This is a genomic window from Microvirgula aerodenitrificans DSM 15089 (assembly GCF_000620105.1).
GTDB lineage: Bacteria > Pseudomonadota > Gammaproteobacteria > Burkholderiales > Aquaspirillaceae > Microvirgula > Microvirgula aerodenitrificans.
Genome location: NZ_JHVK01000003.1, coordinates 171342 through 189885 on the forward strand (window position 1 = coordinate 171342; position 18544 = coordinate 189885).

Genomic DNA, 18544 nt, shown 5'->3' on the forward strand with positions numbered 1-18544 from the left:
CGATGGCTCTACTGGCCTCAGGCATCAACACCGGCGCCTCCAGTGCGCAGGACGCCTATGCGAAAAACCAGATCAACGATCTGTACAAGAACGTATTGGGTCGTGACGCCGATCAGGCGGGGCTCGACTACTGGACAAAGCAGATGGCGTCCGGCGGCATGTCCTATGCGGACGTGCAGAACAGCTTTCTCGGCTCGGCCGAAAACCGGGCCAAGAACGACACGTCCTCGATCATCCAGCAAACCTACAAAAACGTGCTGGGCCGGGATGCGGATCAGGCTGGTCTCGACTACTGGTCGAAGCAGGGAGACAGTTCCGGTCTGGGTGGCGTGTTTGATGGTATCCGGTCATCTGACGAGTACCGGGCAAAAAACTCCAGCACGAATGCCATTCAGCAAGATTATCGGAACCTGCTAGGGCGTGACGCCGATCAGGCCGGACTCGACTACTGGTCCGGGCAAAATCTGAGTGGCGCAGACCGCGGCATGGCTTTCCTCAATTCTGCCGAGTACACCGGTGGAAACGGGGCCGAGTGGGCCCGTGACAAGGCTGCCAGCACTGCGGGGACATGGGGTGCGGGATACAGCGGGGTCTACAACCCGAAAACCGGGCAGGTGCAGATCGGCAACCAGTCGTTCGATCCGAATGACTATGCCGGTATCTACGGCGCCGCCCATGCAGACGAAATTGCTGCCAGCGGTCTGTCCGCCGCCGATCACTGGAATCAGGTTGGCCAGTTCAAGGGCTACGACTGGGGGTTGAATGGCATGCAGCAGCAAATCGCCAACCGCACCCCTGCGGGACACTACGACGCGAACGTCAACAGTCAGGTCGACGCGGCGAGCGAGACCATCGAAGGCCGACTGAAAAACCTGCTCGACCCGAATAACGCTGTGGTTCGCCAGGCCGGTGACCAGGCGCGGATGTCATTCGCCTCGCGTGGGCTGCTCAACAGCAGCATGAGCGAACAGGCTGCCATGGAAGCAATGGTGTCCAAGGCAATCGACATCGCCGGTCCTGATGCGCAGCGGTATTTCCAGAACCGGATGAACAACGTCGACTGGCAGAACAAATTCGCGCAGGACCAGCAACAACAGAGCTATGCCCTGCAGAACATGGCGGTTCAGCATCAGTACAACCGCGACCTGTCCACGCTGAACAACTCGTTTGACACCGGGAAAATCGACCAGACACAGAACTACTCGCTGCGGCAGAACTACCTGTCGGCGATCAGCCAGGCCAACGCGATCTATCAGGATAACGTCGCCCGGCTGCAGGCGGCGCAGATGTCCACCAAGGACAAGCAGACTGCGCTCGATGCAGCCAAGACCCTGCGAGACAGCAACATCGCGCTGATGAACAGCGCATTTGCCGCGCAGCCGGGCTGGGCCAAAGAGTGGAGCGTTGAGGCTGACAACCCGGACGTCAAGGCTGTGCCGACACAGCCCGGGGGACGCTGATGGCATGGACACAGGGGGGCTCGTTCCGTGGGTTGCTGTCAGCCGGCATGGACGCCGCTGATGCACTCGACGAGAACGGATGGGCGACCGCACCCGGGCAGGAGCGTGGCGGGAATGCAGAGCATGCGGCCGGGCCGGTCAGCGCAGATGCGGCGGCGCGCAGTGCTTCAATGGCAAGTAGCGTACAGGGGGCACTCAACTCGACGGCCGGCCGTTGGGCGCGAGCGGTACTGTCTATTGCGGCGCCGCAATTTGGCGTGATGGCCAACATGATGTCGGTCGACCAGAGCCGCCCGGATGCGAAAGAATCCACCCTGTCGGCCATGGCCGCGCCGGCAATCGGCATGCTGGGATTCGCCAAACCGGCGCAGGCAATCAGCAGCGCCTATAGCGCAACCAAATCGGCACAACAAGGCGACTACGCCACGGCGGCAGTCACTGGGCTGCTTGGCATGGGGATGCTCAACGGCGTCACTACCGGCAACCCGTTCGGTGACATGGCAGTCTCGCGCGGGCTGCTGGGGATTGCCTCGTTTGCGGACAGCATGCGCGGTGATGATACCGGCGGATGGGGGGTGTCGAGCAGGAACACCAATGCGGCTGTCGGCTTCAACGACAGTCTGGGCGGGCCGGCCAGCAATGGCGCAGCGAGCAATGGTGCGGACAACGATGGCGGATGGGGCGCGAGCCACCAACGATCTGTTAACCGAGCGGTTGGATTCAACAACTCCATGGGAGCGCCGGCATCGAGCAACGACAGTAATCCCAGCGACAACAGCAGCGACAACAGCAGCGACAACAGCAGCTCCAGCAGCAGCTCCAGCAGCAGCTCCAGCAGCAGCTCCAGCAGCAGCTCCAGTAGCAGCTCCAGCAGCAGCTCCAGTAGCAGTGAGTAGGAGATAGGAGAAATGATGGACTTTGACTTCGGATTCAGTGGTGCCGGCAATGACAGTATCGACTACCTGTCCGGCCCATCGGCGGAGGCCGCCGCCGGCACGGACATGGTGTCCGGTTCGCCGTTCGGTGACAGCAATGTGGCTGAGCAGATCGGTTTCGGCAGCGGGGCGCTCAGCGGCGGTGATGGCATGTTCGGCTCGCTCGACGGCTCGTTTATGCCGGCGCTGAGCAGTTTTATGGATGGCGTGAAAGACATTGCCAGCAAGGGCGTTGACCAACTGGAGCAACTGGCCGGGAACAAGACCGCCCGGCTGGCGGCTGGCACGATTCTGCCGGCCGTTGGTCAGGCCATGATGGCGAAAGAAGCGATCAAGCAGCGCAACAGACAGCTCGACCGTCAGGAGCGGAATGCCGCGTGGGCGACACCGCAGCGCGAGCAGTTCCGGCAGGTCTCGCGCCCGACAGGATTGCTGGCCGCTGGCCAGCAGGCCGCACAGCAGCAGGCTGTTGCTGCCGCCGTCGCCCAGGCCACGCAACAGGAAAAAATCAAGGGGGTTCGCTGATGGCTGGACTGATCAATAGCGGCATGGCTGAACAGCAGGGGCAAAGTAGCGGTGGGCAACGCATCTACACCAAGCTGGTACTGATGACCCTGCAGTACCTGATGCAGCGTGACGCGTTCATGCAACTGGTGGCGCAGGCCCAGCAGGGTGATGCCGGGCAGGCCATTGGCGGCGGCGTGGTTCGTGCGCTGCTGGGGCAGCGCCAGGCGGCGCAGCAGGCAGGTATGCAGATCGACACCGGCATGCTCTCGGCGGCCAGTGTGGAAATCGCGCAACGCCTGGCGGAAGCATTCGCGCTGCTGGGGGTGGTGCAGGATGCTGAATCGACGGCGCGTGATGCCATCGAGTACGGCAAAACGCTGACGCAGGGCGGGGGCGGGCAGGCAGCTCCTGCCGACCAAGAGCCCGCCGAGCCGGCGCCTGTTGGCGCGCCTGACGAGATGGAGCCCGGCATGTCTGCGAACGAGGTGATGCAATGAGCGGGCTGATCCAGGCGGGAATCTTGTCCGGGCTGGGCGATATGGCAAAGGCCGCATATGCGGCCGATGTCTCTGCCGAAACGGCGCAAGCCAAGGCGCGTGCCGATCTGCAGAAAACCCTGCTTGAACAGCAGCTCAAGAATCAGGGCGCCATGGGGGTGGAGGAAGCCAAAAAGCTGCCGCTCGACATTAGCAACCCACGGGTGCAACAGGCCATTGCGCTGAATACCGGGATGAGTACGCCGGACGTTAAGGGCGTTGTTGACTCCTTGGGAAGTCCGGATCTGCTTTCACCCGAGAACGCCAAGCTCATGGGGGATCTGTACAAAAAGATTTCTGCTGCCTATGCGCAGCTCAACCCGGGGCAGGCCTCGGCCGCCAAGAGCCTGGAGGACGCTCGCGGTGCCAAGATCGGCAACGATCTGGATACGATTACGCTCAACGGCGGGGTGCCATTGGGGGTTCGTCAGCGCTATGAAAGTGCCCGGCGCGGTCTGGCCCCGTACAGCGTGGATGGCGGTGTGCTGTTCAACAGAAATACGGGGGATGTTGGCCAACTACCGGAGGTGCCTGGCGGCAAGGTTGCGGCGGAGAACATTCGCACGGCGAATTCCCTGATCGATCTTGTTCGCAACAACGATACTTATATCCGTCAGTACGAGAAAACGCTGGCGGATCGTTCGGTGCGAGATCAGTCCATTCGCCAAGATGCGAAAGACAAAATTCAGGCGTTGCGCGCAGAAAATGCCGGTTACAAGGGGCAGATCAATTTGTTGCTCGGCTCCGGGCAAGGGACTACCACGTCAACCGGCCGGCAACGAGGCAACGTGACAGGATTCCTCGGGCAGTAAACAGCACAGCGCCCCGCCATGAGCGGGGATTCGTTTTTCAGCCTCACGGTTCCGTGGGGCTTTTTTTCGTCCACGGCTAGGGTAGCTCCCGAAAGGGTGGCGCCAAAATCTCCCGCAACGCTGCCGGCCGTGGACATCTATTTGCGGGTGGAGATCGACATGATGCAAATCATCAAAGCTGAGTTCGACGGCCATACCATGCAATTCCGTGAGGATGGCTGGTTCAATGCCACGGTGGCAGCAGAGCGTTTTGGCAAACGGGTAGACCATTGGCTGGCCAACCGGGAAACCGACCAATACATCACCGCCCTGTCCGAGCTGCTTAATACCCGGAATTCCGGGGAATTAATCCATGCCCGCAAGGGGCGTAACGGCGGGACATGGCTGCACCCTAAATTGGCGGTCGCATTCGCCCGCTGGCTTGATGTGCGCTTTGCCGTCTGGTGCGACATGCAGATCGACGGCCTGTTGCGCACTGGCTACGTGCGTATCACGGAAGAGGAGCGCAGCTACTGGCAGCAGATGATTGCACTCGAAGTGACTGACGCCGAATCAAAGGTGCACGCCTCGCTTGGCTCTCGCCTGATGTTGGCCAGGAAAAAAATGCTGCCGATGATCCGTGGCGAGCGGTCCCGGCTCAAGGCGCTGATGCAGTCATCCCTACTGCTCGAATGATGTCATGCCGCGTGTCTGCAAAAGCCAATTTTGGACTTTGATGATAAAACAATGGCTTACGAGATAATTTTTCGAGACCGTCAAATTGACGGTCAGCGTTCCTCCATTGACGGGCCGTTGACCGCCTTGATTGCGGGGATGAGTTTTGGCGACGCAATTTTGCGTCACGAGATTACATCGATGATCGCGGCAAGCGCTGGCGCTTGGTGGAGATGACCAAAGACGGTTTCATGTTTCTGGTGATGGGTTTTACTGGCAAGCAGGCCGGACGTATCAAGGTGGCCTTCATCGACGCTTTCAACGCCATGGCCGAGCACATCAAGCTCCAAGCCACCAGCGTATGGCGCGAGTACCAGGCTGCCGTGGTTGACTACAAAAAGGGCGAGGCGATGGCCAGCATCTTTGGTCGAGGGCTGAGGCAGTGGGGCGTCATCAAGCCCGTGAAGGCGGCCCGGCTCGCCACGCTTGAGAGCAGGATGCAGATGCCGCTGTTGCTTGAATAGCTCGCCTAACGGTGGGTTTTTTTATTGTCTATTCACCCGCTTCGGCGGGTTTTTGCATTTCTGGAGACCGGCATGGCCGACACTCAACCCCCGATCACTGGCACTGATGGCGTGGACCTCGATGTATCTGGCCTGCTGAACCTCGCCGACCAGACCCCTGTGGGCATGCGCGTGCCAGTCGGTGCGCCTAAGGGCGACTCTCGCGGCCGCGCCGTCACGGCTGCGGACCTGGTTGCTCCGGCTCAATATGCCCCGCTGATCACCGCCGCAGCTCAGCGGCATGGCATCGACGTCGACATCCTGACCGCGCAACTGTTTCAGGAGTCGAGGTTTAACCCGCGTGCGGTTTCTCCTGCCGGTGCCCGAGGCATTGCGCAGTTCATGCCGAAAACTGCGTCGTCCATGCGGGTTAATCCACTCGACCCAGTCAGTGCCATTGATGGCGCCGCGCGGCTGATGGGCGAGAATCTGGACCGCTACCGCGGCGATTATGCGGCCGCACTGTCTGCTTACAATATCGGCCTTAATTCAACGAAGTGGGGTAACCCGGAGACGCTGGATTACGTCGCAAAAATCCGCGACTACGCACGCACCATCAAGGCAGGTAAAGCCCAGCAGCAAGCTGCCCGGCAAGAGGCCACGGCTGCGCAGAATCATTCGCTCATGCGTGCCACTGAAAATCGCGATGCAGAACAGATCCGTAGCGCAAAACCGGCCCAGGCCCAGCAGACGGCCGGCGCCGCTGATCCTGCATTCCTTGGCAAGGGCATTCTGCCTGGTTTGGTCTCGGCCCTGCGCGACAGTTCCGGCGTTGCAGTTGGCCGTGCAATCGAGGGGGCCGGTGACCTGATTCATGCGATCACGCCGGATGGTTTGCTGCCGGAGGATGTCGGCGGGCGGATTGCTGCTGCCGGCCGCGATCTGGTTGCTCGTCATGAACGCCTGGCTGAAGCCAGCCAGCCCGACATCCAGAACAGGGACTTGCGTGCTGCCTATGGGGGCCTGCAATCGACCGTACGCGCTGTGCCGGCGCTGGCGGCAGCCGTGGCCACGCGCAACCCGAATGTAGCGCTGGGCGTTATGGGGGCCGACAGCGGTGTGCAGGCGTACAGCGATGCGAAAAACGCAGGCCGTTCTACGGCACAGGCCGTGCTACACGGTGCAGCGTACGGGCTGACCGAGGCTGCCAGCGAAAAATTGGGCCTTGGCTTTCTGGCAGAAAAGTTGGGTAAAGCCGGGTTCGCGCGCCTGCTGTCTGGCTACCTGCTGCGCGATATGCCCAGCGAACAGGCTGCGACGATTGCGCAAAAAGCACTCGACTACGCGACACTGACTCCCGAGAAAACGCTGGGTGATTTCAGGTCCGAAATATTGGGGGACATGCGTGATACCGCGATTGCTACCGCAGTACAGGGTGGCATCATGGGTGGAGCAGGCCATGCCGGCGCCAAGCTGTTGAATCGTGGGGCGGATCGTGCCACAGCGAGTGGCGCCCCGGATTTGGCTGGTGCACAAACACAAGCCGCCGCGCCGGATGGCGGAAATCTGGCCGGCAGCCTGTCGGAGACGGACTCCCTGGAAGAGACGCTGCGTGCAGCAGCCCGTGAATATCACGGCGATGTACCGACGCAGGAACCCAGCGACCTGCGTCAGCGCCTCGGCATGGCTCAGCTCGCCGGCACGCCGCCGGCAACCACGTCGATCCAGACGACCAGCGTGCAGCCGGTCGAGGTCCCCGGGGGGGACATGACGCCGGCTGTGTTGCAGGAACAGGCAGCGCAACGCCAGGCGAAAGCGGATGCGACCACTGCACGACAGACGGAGTGGGAAGCGGCGCTGGCCGAGCTCGACGCGCGCAAACAGCAGGAGCTTGATGCGCTGGCGGCGGATGGTCATATCGGTCGCGCCGAGTACGACAATGCCGTGATGGATGCCATGTCGGCATCTGAGCCGGTGCCGACAGTAATGGCCCAAGCCTTTGCTGACGCGCAACAGCGTGATGCTGATCCGGCCGGGCGCAGATTCAGCCTGAATGACAAGGATGAGGCCCCTGACGCCGCGCAGAGCAATGGGTTCACTCCCGACGCCTTGCGTACCACGCTGCAGTCCGGCGACATGGGTGGACTGATCGACGGGCTGATCGACGGCGGTCGTGTTGTGCTGCATGCCGATGCCTCCACGCTGCCCGGCACGGCCCCGGCTGATACGGTCGTGCAGGGGATGACGGATGCAGATGGCACGGTCCACCTGGTGGCGGGCAACCTGAATGCCGACAATGCGACCGCTGTACTGCTGCATGAAGCGTTTCATGGTGGCGGCCAGTCTCTGCTGGGAGACAAGGCGTGGACCGGCCTGATGGCCCGAGTCAACCGCATTGAGCGTGCCATGCGTGGCGGAGCGTTCTGGCGCGCTGCTGCTGAGAGCGTCGGGCATGCCAACCCGGGGGCCTCGCTGCGAACGGAGGAATTTGCGGCCTACGCCATCGAGCACTATGCCCAGGCACCACAGTCTATTCGCAAATGGGTCAGTGACATCATGGGTACGGTGCAGGCATGGACGCAGCGTCGATTCGGCATCCAGATCGGCCGTGTAACTCCCGCGCAACTACACGCTCTGGCCCGTGCGGCTCTGCAAGTGCCGGCCATGACGGACCGCGCCCCCGCCGGTTCGGTTGCCGACCAGAAAGCATCGCCGTTTGGCCAGCGCCAAGGGCTGTTCCAGCTACCACCGATTGAGGCGGTGACGCTGACGGGGCTGGAACTGGGCAATGGGCTGAGCAAGAAGGGGCTGGCTCAGGCGGCTGACAAGCTGCTGCGGGAGATTCAGCATGCCGGAGTTCCGCTGCGTAATCAGGACAGCGGGTGGGATCTGGTGATTGCGAAGGTGGACCGGCAGAAAATGGGTGACAACCCTGGGCTTTCGGCCGCCGACAGCAAGGCGGTTGCTGCAATCCGCGAGCTGGTTGACCGCGCTGTTGTGGCTGAATCGCACGCTGATGCCGAACACGGTAATCCTGATGTACAGGCCATTCACAGGCTATACGCGCCGGCGATCATTGAAGGGAGGCCGTACCGTGTGAAACTGACGGTGAAGGACTACTCGGGAAAATTGGGGAGAAGGAATCTGCATGCAATTGAATCGGCAGAAATAGAAAACGCCCCTATGGGAACCTTGCCGTCCTACTCCACTGCGGAAACCACAGTTCGGACAGCTCAACCAACCTCGGGGCGCACTTTTACTATAGCCGAACTGCTGTCTGGTGCAAAGCGGGATGGAGATGGGCAGTCATTCGTCGATGACGATGCGCGCTACAGCCTTCGCAATCCGCTGCGTGCGGGCCAGCCGGCCGGGAATGAAATTGCGCCCGAGACCTGGACGGAAAAACAGATCCGCATGCAGGCCAACAGGTTCAGCCGGGTTGAGCGTGTCGAGGCACAGTTGCGCCGCATGGGGATTGCCGTCCCGGCCTGGCTGTCGCCCACAAATGCCGAGATCAGCTATCACGGCCGTCGTGCCGAGAGAATGGCCGATCTGCGCGATAACGAGGTGCAGGCGCTGGCGGATGCCATGGCGCAGAACCGTGTCCGGCCTGACCGATTCGACTGGTATGCGCTGGCTCGCCATGCACCGGAAGGTAACGCACATATTGCGTCGCTTGAGGGCGGCATGCCTGATGGCGGCAGCGGCATGACTAACAGGCAGGCGGCTGACCTGATGGCCGGGCGTGACATCACGATGACCGTGCAGACCGAGAACGAGCATGGCCGGGTGACGGCACGCCAAGTGACGGTGCGCGGATTTTCGCCGGACGAACTGGCGCGACTGAGGACTGTTGCCATTCCGTTTGATGCGCTGGTGGAGAAATCCCGTCAGCTCAATGTTGAGTATGGGCTGGAATCCAAGGAAACCGTAGATGGCTGGCGGCAGATGTTCCAGCACTATGTGCCTTTGGCAGGTAAGGCCGGGAAAGCCGAATTTGGCGGCGCGCCCGGGAAACAGTCCGGGTTCAGCGTGAATGGTGGTGCCCGGCATCGAACAGGGCGTAGTAGCGTGGCGCCGAACATGACGGAACAGGTGATTCGTCAGGCCGAGGATGCGATTGCTCGTGGTGAGAGCAACCGAGTGGCTGGCGTGTTTGTGGCGTTGGCCCATTCTCTCCGGGGGAACATGCCCGTTGCACCGAATGGCAAACCGCTGTTTGAGCGCGATCCGACCGATCTGCGCCGCTATGTCAAGGATGGCAAGATTGTTCAGGCTGACGTGCCGGCCCAAGTGGGCAGGGATGTGCTGATCGCGCGCATTGACGGCCGGGACGTGCCGGTCCGCATTAATGACCCGGCACTGGTCGAGTCTGCCCGCAACCTGGATGCCCCGCAAATGTCGGCGCTGCTTGAGCGGGCCGGGTCCCTGACGCGCTTGCTGTCGATGACCTACACCGCGGCCAGCCCGTCGTTCTGGCCGGTGGCGTTCCTGCGTGACCTGCAGTCGGTCGCGGTTCAAGGTGGGCGATTTGGCAAGGGTATCGTGGGTGGCATGCTGCGCCCGGGCGTGCTGTCCAGCAGTCTGGGGCAGGCATTCCGGCATGAATTCACTGGCCGAGAGTCACCTGAATTCAGCGCGTTTCGCCGTGATGGTGGTCGCACCGGGTTTGTTCAGGTCACGCGGGAGCTGGCTGAAAAGCGTGCAGACCTGCTTGGGGCCATCCGTGTTGCGGAGCCCGGCTTTAATGGCCCCAAGGCCAAGTCGGTGATTCGGCGGCTCTGGCGCTACTACCTGGCGACAGGGTCGGCGCTGGAGACTGGCGTGCGGTTTGCCGCATACCAATCGGCCCTGTCTCAGGGCCAGGACAGCGCCTCGGCCGCGCGAGTCGCCAAGGAGATCACGCTCAACTTCAACCGCAAGGGTGCGGGCGAGAACGCTATACGGATGGCAGCGTTGTACCCGTTCTACAACGCCAGTGTGCAGGGCATCCGCAACACCGCCATCACGATGCAGAACCGGCGAGTGCAGACGGCCATGGCCGCGTTCGGTGGCATTGCATTGCTGGCGCAGTTGGCACTGCTGGGCAGCATGGATGACGACGAGCGGGACGATCTGATGAACAACCCGGCGTACCGGGATGATCGCATCGGCAACATCCTGATCCCGACTGGGAATCCGGAGAGACCGTATGCGAAAATTCCGGTTCCGCCAGACTTCTCGTTCGTGACGGCTACGGCCAGCGCCATGACCGACATGCTGTATGGCGGGGAGGGCGCCGGCTGGCGTGCTGCTGGCAGCCTGCTGCAAGGCTCTGCAGTTGCGTTCTTGCCGCCGCCGTTTGGCGACGTCGCACGCGCTGTGACGAATGCACCTGACGGTGCCGGCAAGAAGGCCGCGTTTGTTGCGGCCACGCCAGCGATTGCCAAGCCTCTCGCGCAGATCGTGAACAACGTGAATTATCTCGGCCTTCCACTGGTGCCCGGCCGAGACGACTCGATCACGCCCGAGGCCTACCGTGCGTATCGGCGGAACCGGACCGGCTGGGCCGCAGGGCTGGCTGACTGGCTTAACCGCAGCACGGGTGGCAATACAGCGCAGTCTGGCCACATTGACATCAGCCCGGAAACGATCCTGAACCTGACCCGGTCGTATGGCGGTGGGATCGCCGGTTTTATTCTGCAGGGGAGTGATGCACTGACTAATCCGCAGAAAAGCTGGCTGGATCTTCCGGTCATTGGCCGGCTGTCGGCAAATCCTGACGCGCTGGATCGCGGGCGGGATTCCGTGGTCAGGGAGTCAATGGATCGTGCTCTGATGGATTCGCGACGGCTGGACGCTCTGTGGGATGCTGGCGAGGATTCCGCTGCCGATAGGCTCGCGACGGAAATGGCTGCTCGGGGTGATGATATTCGGGCAGCCGATGCCCGATCGTTGCGTTCGGAGATGATGGCGTTGAGCCGAGAGGAAAGCCGGCTGGGAACGCAGACAGACCCTGGCGCCATGAAGATCCGTGGCGAACTTGATGTATGGAGAAAGGAGATTACCCGCGATATGAGGGCGGCTGATAAGGCTGCGTCAGCTAGATGAAGGAATGGGGGCCAGTGCGGGCTGGCCCCTACAATCAGTCAATAGGGGCATCTTTTATCAGTTCAATAAATTTCTTATTTTTCATTAAGCTGATTTCTGCAGATCCGTCCATTGATGCACAATTGCTTAAAAATCAATTCTAGTGTGCATGACTTAGTAACGCTTCCTCCACGGATACAAGTCAGCGCATGCACCAGCTTGAAACTTAGTGTTGACATGGAGCATGCACTCTTGTGCGGATGAATACCCAAAGATCTTTGGGTATAGTATTGGGCTAATGAAAAAGCCAAGCAAGAAAAACACGAATGCCAACAGTAAATAAATTTTTTTGATTGGGGTTTTTAATTTTCTAATATAGATTTTCTTAAGTTGTGCTATTTTAAATGTTTTGAAAAAAACTATTAATATAAATGCCATACCAGCCACAAGAAATCCGTACCATTCATTGGCATCTTCATTTGATAGAATAAGCATGGCAATAAAACCGCAACACCATATAAATAATATGGCATGCATTTCCGATTCGTCTATTTTTTCCTTTTCTCTATTTATATATATTTTTTCTCTAATGCTTATGTTTTCAAGTTTAATTGCCGACCAGATTGAAAATGGAATTATGTATATAATATACAAAATTGCCCAAATTTGATTTCCTTTCATTGCTAATCCTTATGGGTTATTTAAGCCAAATCTTGAAAGAGACCATACTGAAAGCAAAACCCAAAATACCCCACTGTGTGTATGAAGCATATTTCCATCACTAAGAACCACCACGATAATGGCAGCAAATAACGAAATTATAGGCATAAAGAATGCGATAATGGCTGCCAATAACCCGAGTGATTCATTTATGGCAAATAGCGACACAATATGACTTGAAATAAGAGAAACAATGGCACATGCAATAGCCAGTCCGGATAATTTTTCTCTGATGTTATTTTTTACAAAAAAAGAAATTAATATTAAAAGCGCCGTAGCTGCAAAATTAAATTTCCCAACATAAACGAGAATTAAATAAAGAGTATTCATGCATTCCCCATTTAATAATTAATTGTGTATGCTAAATTTATTTAGCGTACACTTTCCGCGTGCCGCTGTCATCTGATGTTGCATGCCACCCGACCGTCAAGTTGACAGTCCGTGTCCCTAAGCTGGACAGCACGGGGGGCTGGAACCGGATGTGGTAGAACTGCTATGGTGTAGCCACGGTTGCGGTGGCAAAAAGTTGGTAGATTTTCATGGTGCCAATAAACTCTTTTTAATCAATTGGTTATTTTTAGAGTGTTCCCCGCGGGTGCGGGGATGAACCGAACGTCGACGGGCTGCAGTTCAGGCGCGCCTGGTGTTCCCCGCGGGTGCGGGGATGAACCGTCGGCCACGCTGTCAGCCAGGTTGCCGACTGCGTGTTCCCCGCGGGTGCGGGGATGAACCCGCCATGGTCCGCATCAGGCCGACCATCGACCCGTGTTCCCCACGGGTGCGGGGATGAACCGCCCGTGAGCGGCCCGCCTCACTGCACTTGAGAGCAGGATACAGATGCCGCTGCTACTCGAATGAAGGCCCGCCTCTTGGCGGGCTTTTCGTTGACACGCCGCCCGCCCGTGGCGATACTGCGGGTTCCTAAACAGTTAAGCGCCGGCCGGCGCGTCCGCTACCTGCGGAAAGCCGGTTTTTTGTTGCCCCTCTTTCGGCGTGCGTGCGTCTGCGCGCGGCCATACCGGTCGATGGGGGCTGCGGGTACCCGTAAGGGCCCGGCGCTCGCTTAGCTGGCGTAGGACAGCCCCCACCCCTGCTTGGGTGGAATTCCTGAAAAGCTAGGAGGCTACCCATGGCCGCTCAAACCCTCGTCCCGGTGTTCGCCGGAACCATCAATAATGAATCTGTCCTGCTCTGCGACGCTCGTCTGCTGCATGGATTCCTGCGAGTTGGTCGCCGGTTTGCGTCTTGGATCACTGAGCGCATCTCCGAGTACGGGTTCGTGGAAAATCAGGACTTTGTTGCTATTTCCCAGAAGCGGGAAATAGGTCATGGTCGCGGACGCACTGATTACCACCTGACCATCGACACGGCGAAAGAGCTCGCCATGGTCGAGCGGAACGAACAGGGCCGGGCTGTCCGCCGATACTTCATCGAATGCGAGAAGCGGCTGCGCCAGATGGTAAAGCCGGCCACCACCACAACCGACGCCCGCACTCCGCTGCGCGCCGCCGTGAGCATGCTGGTCGGCAAGAAAGGGCTGATGTACCCGGACGCCTACGCGCTGGTCCATCAGCGGTTCGGCGTCGAGCATATCGACCAGTTGGCGCCGGAGCAGATCGGTCAGGCTGTCGAGTACGTCCACCGGCTGGTGCTGGAAGGCGAGGTGCTGCCGGCAGAGAAGAAGGGCGCATACCACTTCCCCAAGGAGACCGCTGCGCCGCATGACTTCGAGCGCCGGGCATTCATCAACGTGAACATGACGCCGGACGTGCTGCTGGACAGCAGGAACCGCGCGCCTGAACTGGAGCTGATTGAGGCTCTTGAGCGTGACGGCCACGACGTGGCCGGCGCCAAGATTCGCATTCTGGCGCTGAGAGACGCCGCAGCGTGGCAGGTGAAATTGCTGGCGATGATGGAGGATGTGCGCTGGAGGCTTGGCCATCAGGCTGACAGGATCAGGCAATGCACCGACCAGCGCGGCATGAACGTGGTATTCGACAAGAAGCCCACCAAGAAGATGGTGGCCGCAGCGCAAGGGGCGCTCCCGCTCGGTTCTGCGTAGCCGCCTGACTGAACACACAGCCCGCCTGTCCTAGCGACAGCGCGGGTTTTTTTATGTCCACCGCCCGGCCCTGCGCCGGGCTTTTTCATGGAGGGGTCATGACAGCAAACAATGACTATTTCGATCACCCGAACCGTAATGACCGGCTGGTCGATGGTGATACTGCCCGGGCTCGGGATGTGAACAAGCTGTTCGATGCGGTCAGTTCGGCGTTCACCGCTGTCGAAACGGATCTGAGCAAAACGATCACGCTCCCGGACGGCGCGACGACTGCCAGCATTCCGCCAGCACCAGCAGACCGGGCGCATCAACTGCTGGCGTTTGATTCCAGCGGCAATGTAACTGTGCTGCCGGGCGGAGGCCCGAGCGTCCGGGCGGGAAAGATGCTGATTTATGACCAGAACGGCAACCCGGTGCTGCAGATGGCGATCGACATTGCCACCGTACAGTCGGTGTACAGCGCGGCGGCAGCCGCAGCGGCTTCGCAGGTTTCGGCGTCCGCCAGCCAGGGTGCCGCAGCGGCCAGTGCAAGTCTGGCGCAGGAATGGGCATCCAGCGCAGCCGGGTTTGCTGCAGCTGCAGATTCTGCGCGGCTGCAGGCGGCGGCAGTGGCCGAATCGGTCGCTGACGGGCCGGTGGTGTCGGTCAATGGGCATCACGGCGTCGTGACCCTGAGCGCCGCCGATGTCGGCCTGACTCGTGTCGACAATACCGCCGACGTGGATAAGCCGATCAGTGACGCCCAGCGTACGGAGCTGGATGCACTGCGCCAGTACGTCGACCAGAACAAAACCACTCTCGCCACCATCCAGGCGGCAGCCCTGTCTTTCTGAGGATTCATCATGGCAAAAACTTTTACTGCCCCATTCGCGCAAACTCCGCGCACCGCTACCGCTGTCGTCACGGCGGCGGCCGGCGCGCTGACGACTGATTCTCCGACCGGCGTTGTCGAGCTGCTGACCGCCGGCGCTGACGGCGCGATCCTGACCAGGCTGACGGCCATGCCGCGCGCGACCGTCACGGCGTCGAGCCTGGTGCTGTATCTGTCGAGCGACGGCGGCACGACGAAACGCCTGATCGACTCGGCGCTGATGCCGGCGCAGACCATCAGCACGACAGCGCAGATCGCATCGACGACCGTTGGGAGCTACAGCGAGATTGTGCCGTTGCGGCTCGGAGCTGGTGACCGGCTCTATGTCGGGAGCCAGGTCGCACTGGCCGGCGGCATCGTGTTCCGCGCCGAATACACGGACTACTGATCATGACCTATCCGTATGGGATGCGTGGCGCACCGGCTGCTGGTGGCGGGCTGGGCGGGCTGCCTCGGCGGTCGGGTGGCAGCGGTGGTGTTGGAGGCCCGAGTGAGATCGGCAGCATTGCCTATTTCAAATCGAATCCTGGCGACCGTTATTTGCCGGCGAATGGGGCCATTCTTGATCAGGCCGCATACCCTGATCTGTATGCGGCCATTGGGCTGATTGGAGCTAATGTATTTGGGTGGACCGCAGTAACTAGCGGGTTCGGCGGTCAGAACATCTATTCCGTTGCGACAGACGGGGCAGGGGTGTGGGTGGCGGGCGGGGGTAACGGGACGATTGCGCGCTCGACTGATAACGGCGCTACGTGGCCCGGGGGGGTCAGCGCGTTCGGCGCTACGACCATCTATTCCGTTGCGACAGACGGGGCTGGGGTGTGGGTCGCCGGTGGGGGTAACGGGACGATTGCGCGCTCGACTGATAACGGCGCTACGTGGACCGCAGTAACTAGCGGGTTCGGCGGTCGGAACATCAATTCCGTTGCGACAGACGGTTCCGGCGTGTGGGTTGCGTGTGGGGCCTCCGGAGCGATGCAGCGCTCGACCGACAACGGTGCTACGTGGGCCGGGGTAACCAGCGCGTTCGGCACTACGATCATCAATTCCGTTGCGACAGACGGGTCTGGTGTGTGGGTCGCCGGTGGGGGTAACGGGACGATTGCGCGCTCGACTGATAACGGCGCTACGTGGGCCGGGGTAACCAGCGCGTTCGGCACTCAGGGAATTATCTCTGTCGCCACAGACGGTTCTGGCGTGTGGGTTGCGTGTGGGGCCTCCGGAGCGATGCAGCGCTCGACCGACAACGGTGCTACGTGGGCCTGGGTAACCAGCGGGTTCGGCACTACGACCATCTATTCCGTTGCGACAGACGGGGCTGGGGTGTGGGTGGTGGGCGTGAGCAGCGGGACGATGAGTCGCTCGACTGCGTCGTATCCATACGACAAGACGAAAAAATTCATGACCCCATTTGTGACAACTTCCCCAACCGCTGGCCGCCCTTACATCCGCGCGAGGTACTAAATGGACCTGATCAAAATTCACAACAACATCGCCACGCGCGAGCCGGTTCCTGCATTTCTCGTCGGCCTCGCGCCGGAATCGCTGCTCGACCTGTCGTGGACTGATCCGGCGTTGGGCGTGCGTGACTGTGCGTGGTGGCCGGCTGAATATGCCGGCACTCCATACGACGACAGCACGCAACGCCTCGGCGCCGAGCAGCTGACTCCAGACCCGGGCCGGCATGTGGTGGTCGTATCCCATGAGGTCGTGCCGCTGACCGGTGACGAGATTGCAGACAGGCTGTCAGCCGCCCGGGAGCGTATGCGGCATGTGCTCGTCGAGTGGGAACAGGCAGAGCGGGGGGCTGGTGTTGAGCATGCTGGGCGCCGCTGGCTGACGACACCTGCCGCGCTGCAGGACATCCGTGATGCGCTGTTGGCCGGGATTGTTCCTGGTGGCCAGTGGGTCGATGCCGAGCGCCAGGCCGTGCCGATGGTGCTGGATGGCCTGCGGGCGCTGTGGGCTGCCATGGTCGAACGCGGGGCGGTCATCTACGCCCGCCGGCTGGAAATGGAGGCAGCCGTCGACAGAATGTCACTCGCCGATCTGGCCGGATTCTCGCCCGGATGGCCTGTCGCCACTGAATAACGGACCGCACTGCGGTCCATTTTTCTGCCCGCTGCGCGCGGGCTTTTTCACGTCCGAGGGGACTGTATGAGCAAGGAAATCATGGCCGAGGCCATCAAGGCGGCGCCGCCGGTCGCTGTCACTACCGCATCCCTGGCCGGCCTGAGCCTGGCCGAGTGGGTATCGATCGCCACGTTCATCTACATCGGCCTGCAGGTCGGCCTGTTGGTGCCGCGCTACTGGCGCGAGTACCGGGCATGGAGAGACGGCAGCGATGAAACTGACGTTCCGGGGGACGCGACATGATGCCGCCCGCCCTGAAAGCACGTATTGCGGCTGCCGTCGCCGGCGGCGCACTGGCGATTGCCGTGCCGCTGACCGGCTATTTTGAGGGCCTGCGCCCCACGGCCTATCTCGATCCGGTCGGCATCCCGACGATCTGCTACGGCAGCACGGCCGGTGTGCGAATCGGTCAGCGCAAATCGCAGGTTGAATGCGACCGGCTGCTGGCCGGCGAGCTGGGTCAGGCGCTGGCCGTGGTCGACCGCAGTGCGCGGGTACCGATGCCGGATACCCGCCGAGCGGCGCTGGCGTCGTTCGTCTACAACGTCGGGCCGGGCGCATACCAGCGTTCGACCCTGCTGCGCCGGCTGAACGGCGGTGACACTGTCGGCGGCTGCAACGAGCTGCTGCGCTGGAATCGTGCCGGCGGCCAGGTGCTACCCGGCCTGACTGCACGCCGTGAGGCGGAGAGGGAACTATGTCTGATGCACTGATCCGCTGGATTGCCGGCGCGCTGGCTGTCCTTGCGCTGCTGGCCGGCGTCTGGTGGCACGGCCACAGCCGAGGCGCTGCCGGTGTGCAGGCCGAATGGGATGCCGACCGAGCCCAGCTCAACACCAAACTGCTGGCGCAGGAGCGGTCCGCCCGTGCCGCCGAACAGCAGCACGCCCAGACGCTGGCCACCATCGATGCCAAATATCAGGAGAACGAACGCAATGCCCAACTGGAAACTGACCGTCTGCGCGCTCAGTTGCGCGCTGGCACTGTCCGCCTGTCAGTCCCCGTCGTCGCCGGAAGTTGCAGCCTGTCCGCAACTGGCGCCGGTGCCGGCAGCGGTGATGGTGCCGAGAGAGCCGACATTCAGCCAGCGGCTGCTGATGATCTTGTCGCCCTCGCAGCCGACGCCGATGCCGTCGTCCGGCAACTGAGCGCATGTCAGGCGGTGGTGCGGGCTGATCGTGATGAATTCGTGAAATAGGGAAGGGAGCCCGGGCGAGCGCTCATTGCGAGCGATGGGCGTAGAGGGTCGCGGCACACTGTGCCGGATTTGTGCCGCAGCGGG

At 61.0% G+C, this 18544-nt stretch carries 17 protein-coding genes and 1 pseudogene; 16 read left to right on the forward strand and 2 right to left on the reverse strand.

The window, feature by feature from the left end:
- The first annotated feature begins 2 nt into the window (after positions 1 to 2).
- From Q352_RS0104460 to Q352_RS0104495, 9 genes and pseudogenes are all read left to right on the forward strand, one after another.
- Positions 3 to 1460, forward strand: coding sequence for a DUF4214 domain-containing protein (locus Q352_RS0104460; protein WP_028498301.1), 1458 nt, complete (start codon positions 3 to 5; stop codon positions 1458 to 1460).
- A 47-nt stretch (positions 1461 to 1507) separates the two neighbouring features.
- A complete protein-coding gene (locus Q352_RS23865; protein ID WP_211249598.1) occupies positions 1508 to 2356 on the forward strand; it encodes a hypothetical protein in 849 nt (282 codons plus the stop codon).
- A 12-nt stretch (positions 2357 to 2368) separates the two neighbouring features.
- Positions 2369 to 2920, forward strand: coding sequence for a hypothetical protein (locus Q352_RS0104470; protein ID WP_028498303.1), 552 nt, complete (start codon positions 2369 to 2371; stop codon positions 2918 to 2920).
- Positions 2920 to 3399, forward strand: coding sequence for a hypothetical protein (locus Q352_RS0104475; protein ID WP_028498304.1), 480 nt, complete (start codon positions 2920 to 2922; stop codon positions 3397 to 3399). The genes Q352_RS0104470 and Q352_RS0104475 overlap by 1 nt, the downstream gene beginning before the upstream one ends.
- Positions 3396 to 4250, forward strand: a complete 855-nt coding sequence (locus tag Q352_RS0104480; protein ID WP_028498305.1) for a hypothetical protein — start codon at positions 3396 to 3398, stop codon at positions 4248 to 4250. The genes Q352_RS0104475 and Q352_RS0104480 overlap by 4 nt, the downstream gene beginning before the upstream one ends.
- Positions 4251 to 4409: 159 nt before the next feature.
- Entirely contained in the window at positions 4410 to 4925 is a 516-nt protein-coding gene (locus tag Q352_RS19785; protein WP_156952464.1) for a KilA-N domain-containing protein, read from the forward strand.
- A gap of 140 nt (positions 4926 to 5065) precedes the next feature.
- A pseudogene (locus tag Q352_RS24250) lies at positions 5066 to 5236 on the forward strand (Rha family transcriptional regulator); the annotation flags it as partial.
- On the forward strand, positions 5231 to 5428 hold the full coding sequence (locus Q352_RS24255) for a hypothetical protein (protein ID WP_276324985.1): 198 nt from the start codon (positions 5231 to 5233) through the stop codon (positions 5426 to 5428). The pseudogene Q352_RS24250 and the gene Q352_RS24255, both read left to right, overlap by 6 nt.
- Before the next feature lie 72 nt (positions 5429 to 5500).
- Entirely contained in the window at positions 5501 to 11497 is a 5997-nt protein-coding gene (locus tag Q352_RS0104495) for an LPD38 domain-containing protein (protein ID WP_028498306.1), read from the forward strand.
- 153 nt (positions 11498 to 11650) lie between these two features.
- Here the strand turns inward: Q352_RS0104495 and Q352_RS23215 are convergent, their stop codons facing one another.
- Positions 11651 to 12157 carry a hypothetical protein gene (locus tag Q352_RS23215; RefSeq protein WP_156952465.1) on the reverse strand — a complete coding sequence of 169 codons (507 nt, stop codon included), beginning with the start codon at positions 12155 to 12157 and terminating at the stop codon, positions 11651 to 11653.
- A gap of 9 nt (positions 12158 to 12166) precedes the next feature.
- On the reverse strand, positions 12167 to 12526 hold the full coding sequence (locus tag Q352_RS23220) for a hypothetical protein (RefSeq protein WP_156952466.1): 360 nt from the start codon (positions 12524 to 12526) through the stop codon (positions 12167 to 12169).
- A 799-nt stretch (positions 12527 to 13325) separates the two neighbouring features.
- On the opposite strand from Q352_RS23220, the gene Q352_RS23870 reads away from it, so the two are divergent.
- The 7 genes from Q352_RS23870 (at position 13326) to Q352_RS19820 (ending at position 18460) form a co-directional block, all read left to right on the forward strand.
- Entirely contained in the window at positions 13326 to 14258 is a 933-nt protein-coding gene (locus Q352_RS23870) for an antA/AntB antirepressor family protein (protein ID WP_211249599.1), read from the forward strand.
- A 53-nt stretch (positions 14259 to 14311) separates the two neighbouring features.
- A complete protein-coding gene (locus tag Q352_RS0104510) occupies positions 14312 to 15091 on the forward strand; it encodes a hypothetical protein (protein ID WP_156952467.1) in 780 nt (259 codons plus the stop codon).
- Positions 15092 to 15100: 9 nt separating this feature from the next.
- Positions 15101 to 15517 carry a hypothetical protein gene (locus tag Q352_RS19805; RefSeq protein WP_051528679.1) on the forward strand — a complete coding sequence of 139 codons (417 nt, stop codon included), beginning with the start codon at positions 15101 to 15103 and terminating at the stop codon, positions 15515 to 15517.
- Positions 15518 to 16593: 1076 nt separating this feature from the next.
- The gene (locus Q352_RS24005; protein WP_051528681.1) at positions 16594 to 17220 is read left to right on the forward strand and encodes a DUF4376 domain-containing protein; all 627 of its coding nucleotides are present in this window, start codon (positions 16594 to 16596) and stop codon (positions 17218 to 17220) included.
- Between the two features lie 66 nt (positions 17221 to 17286).
- Positions 17287 to 17505: a phage holin family protein gene (locus Q352_RS0104530; RefSeq protein WP_028498310.1), complete on the forward strand. Its 219-nt coding sequence runs from the start codon at positions 17287 to 17289 to the stop codon at positions 17503 to 17505.
- Entirely contained in the window at positions 17502 to 17975 is a 474-nt protein-coding gene (locus Q352_RS0104535; protein WP_028498311.1) for a lysozyme, read from the forward strand. The genes Q352_RS0104530 and Q352_RS0104535 overlap by 4 nt, the downstream gene beginning before the upstream one ends.
- Complete coding sequence (locus Q352_RS19820) at positions 17960 to 18460, forward strand: lysis system i-spanin subunit Rz (RefSeq protein ID WP_051528683.1); 501 nt, start codon at positions 17960 to 17962, stop codon at positions 18458 to 18460. Before Q352_RS0104535 ends, Q352_RS19820 begins: the two co-directional genes overlap by 16 nt.
- The last annotated feature ends 84 nt before the right edge of the window (positions 18461 to 18544 follow it).

Excerpts from the sequence above, each read along its gene's own strand:
- Q352_RS0104480 (WP_028498305.1), top strand. The coding sequence starts at position 3,396 with ATGAGCGGGCTGATCCAGGCGGGAATCTTGTCCGGGCTGGGCGATATG.
- Q352_RS24255 (WP_276324985.1), top strand. The coding sequence starts at position 5,231 with ATGGCCGAGCACATCAAGCTCCAAGCCACCAGCGTATGGCGCGAGTAC.
- Q352_RS24005 (WP_051528681.1), top strand. The coding sequence starts at position 16,594 with ATGGACCTGATCAAAATTCACAACAACATCGCCACGCGCGAGCCGGTT.
- Q352_RS0104495 (WP_028498306.1), top strand. The coding sequence starts at position 5,501 with ATGGCCGACACTCAACCCCCGATCACTGGCACTGATGGCGTGGACCTC.
- Q352_RS19785 (WP_156952464.1), top strand. The coding sequence starts at position 4,410 with ATGATGCAAATCATCAAAGCTGAGTTCGACGGCCATACCATGCAATTC.
- Q352_RS23220 (WP_156952466.1), bottom strand. The coding sequence starts at position 12,526 with ATGAATACTCTTTATTTAATTCTCGTTTATGTTGGGAAATTTAATTTT.
- Q352_RS19805 (WP_051528679.1), top strand. The coding sequence starts at position 15,101 with ATGGCAAAAACTTTTACTGCCCCATTCGCGCAAACTCCGCGCACCGCT.
- Q352_RS23215 (WP_156952465.1), bottom strand. The coding sequence starts at position 12,157 with ATGAAAGGAAATCAAATTTGGGCAATTTTGTATATTATATACATAATT.
- Q352_RS0104470 (WP_028498303.1), top strand. The coding sequence starts at position 2,369 with ATGATGGACTTTGACTTCGGATTCAGTGGTGCCGGCAATGACAGTATC.
- Q352_RS19820 (WP_051528683.1), top strand. The coding sequence starts at position 17,960 with ATGTCTGATGCACTGATCCGCTGGATTGCCGGCGCGCTGGCTGTCCTT.
- Q352_RS0104530 (WP_028498310.1), top strand. The coding sequence starts at position 17,287 with ATGAGCAAGGAAATCATGGCCGAGGCCATCAAGGCGGCGCCGCCGGTC.
- Q352_RS0104535 (WP_028498311.1), top strand. The coding sequence starts at position 17,502 with ATGATGCCGCCCGCCCTGAAAGCACGTATTGCGGCTGCCGTCGCCGGC.
- Q352_RS23865 (WP_211249598.1), top strand. The coding sequence starts at position 1,508 with ATGGACGCCGCTGATGCACTCGACGAGAACGGATGGGCGACCGCACCC.
- Q352_RS0104475 (WP_028498304.1), top strand. The coding sequence starts at position 2,920 with ATGGCTGGACTGATCAATAGCGGCATGGCTGAACAGCAGGGGCAAAGT.
- Q352_RS0104510 (WP_156952467.1), top strand. The coding sequence starts at position 14,312 with ATGTCCACCGCCCGGCCCTGCGCCGGGCTTTTTCATGGAGGGGTCATG.
- Q352_RS0104460 (WP_028498301.1), top strand. The coding sequence starts at position 3 with ATGGCTCTACTGGCCTCAGGCATCAACACCGGCGCCTCCAGTGCGCAG.
- Q352_RS23870 (WP_211249599.1), top strand. The coding sequence starts at position 13,326 with ATGGCCGCTCAAACCCTCGTCCCGGTGTTCGCCGGAACCATCAATAAT.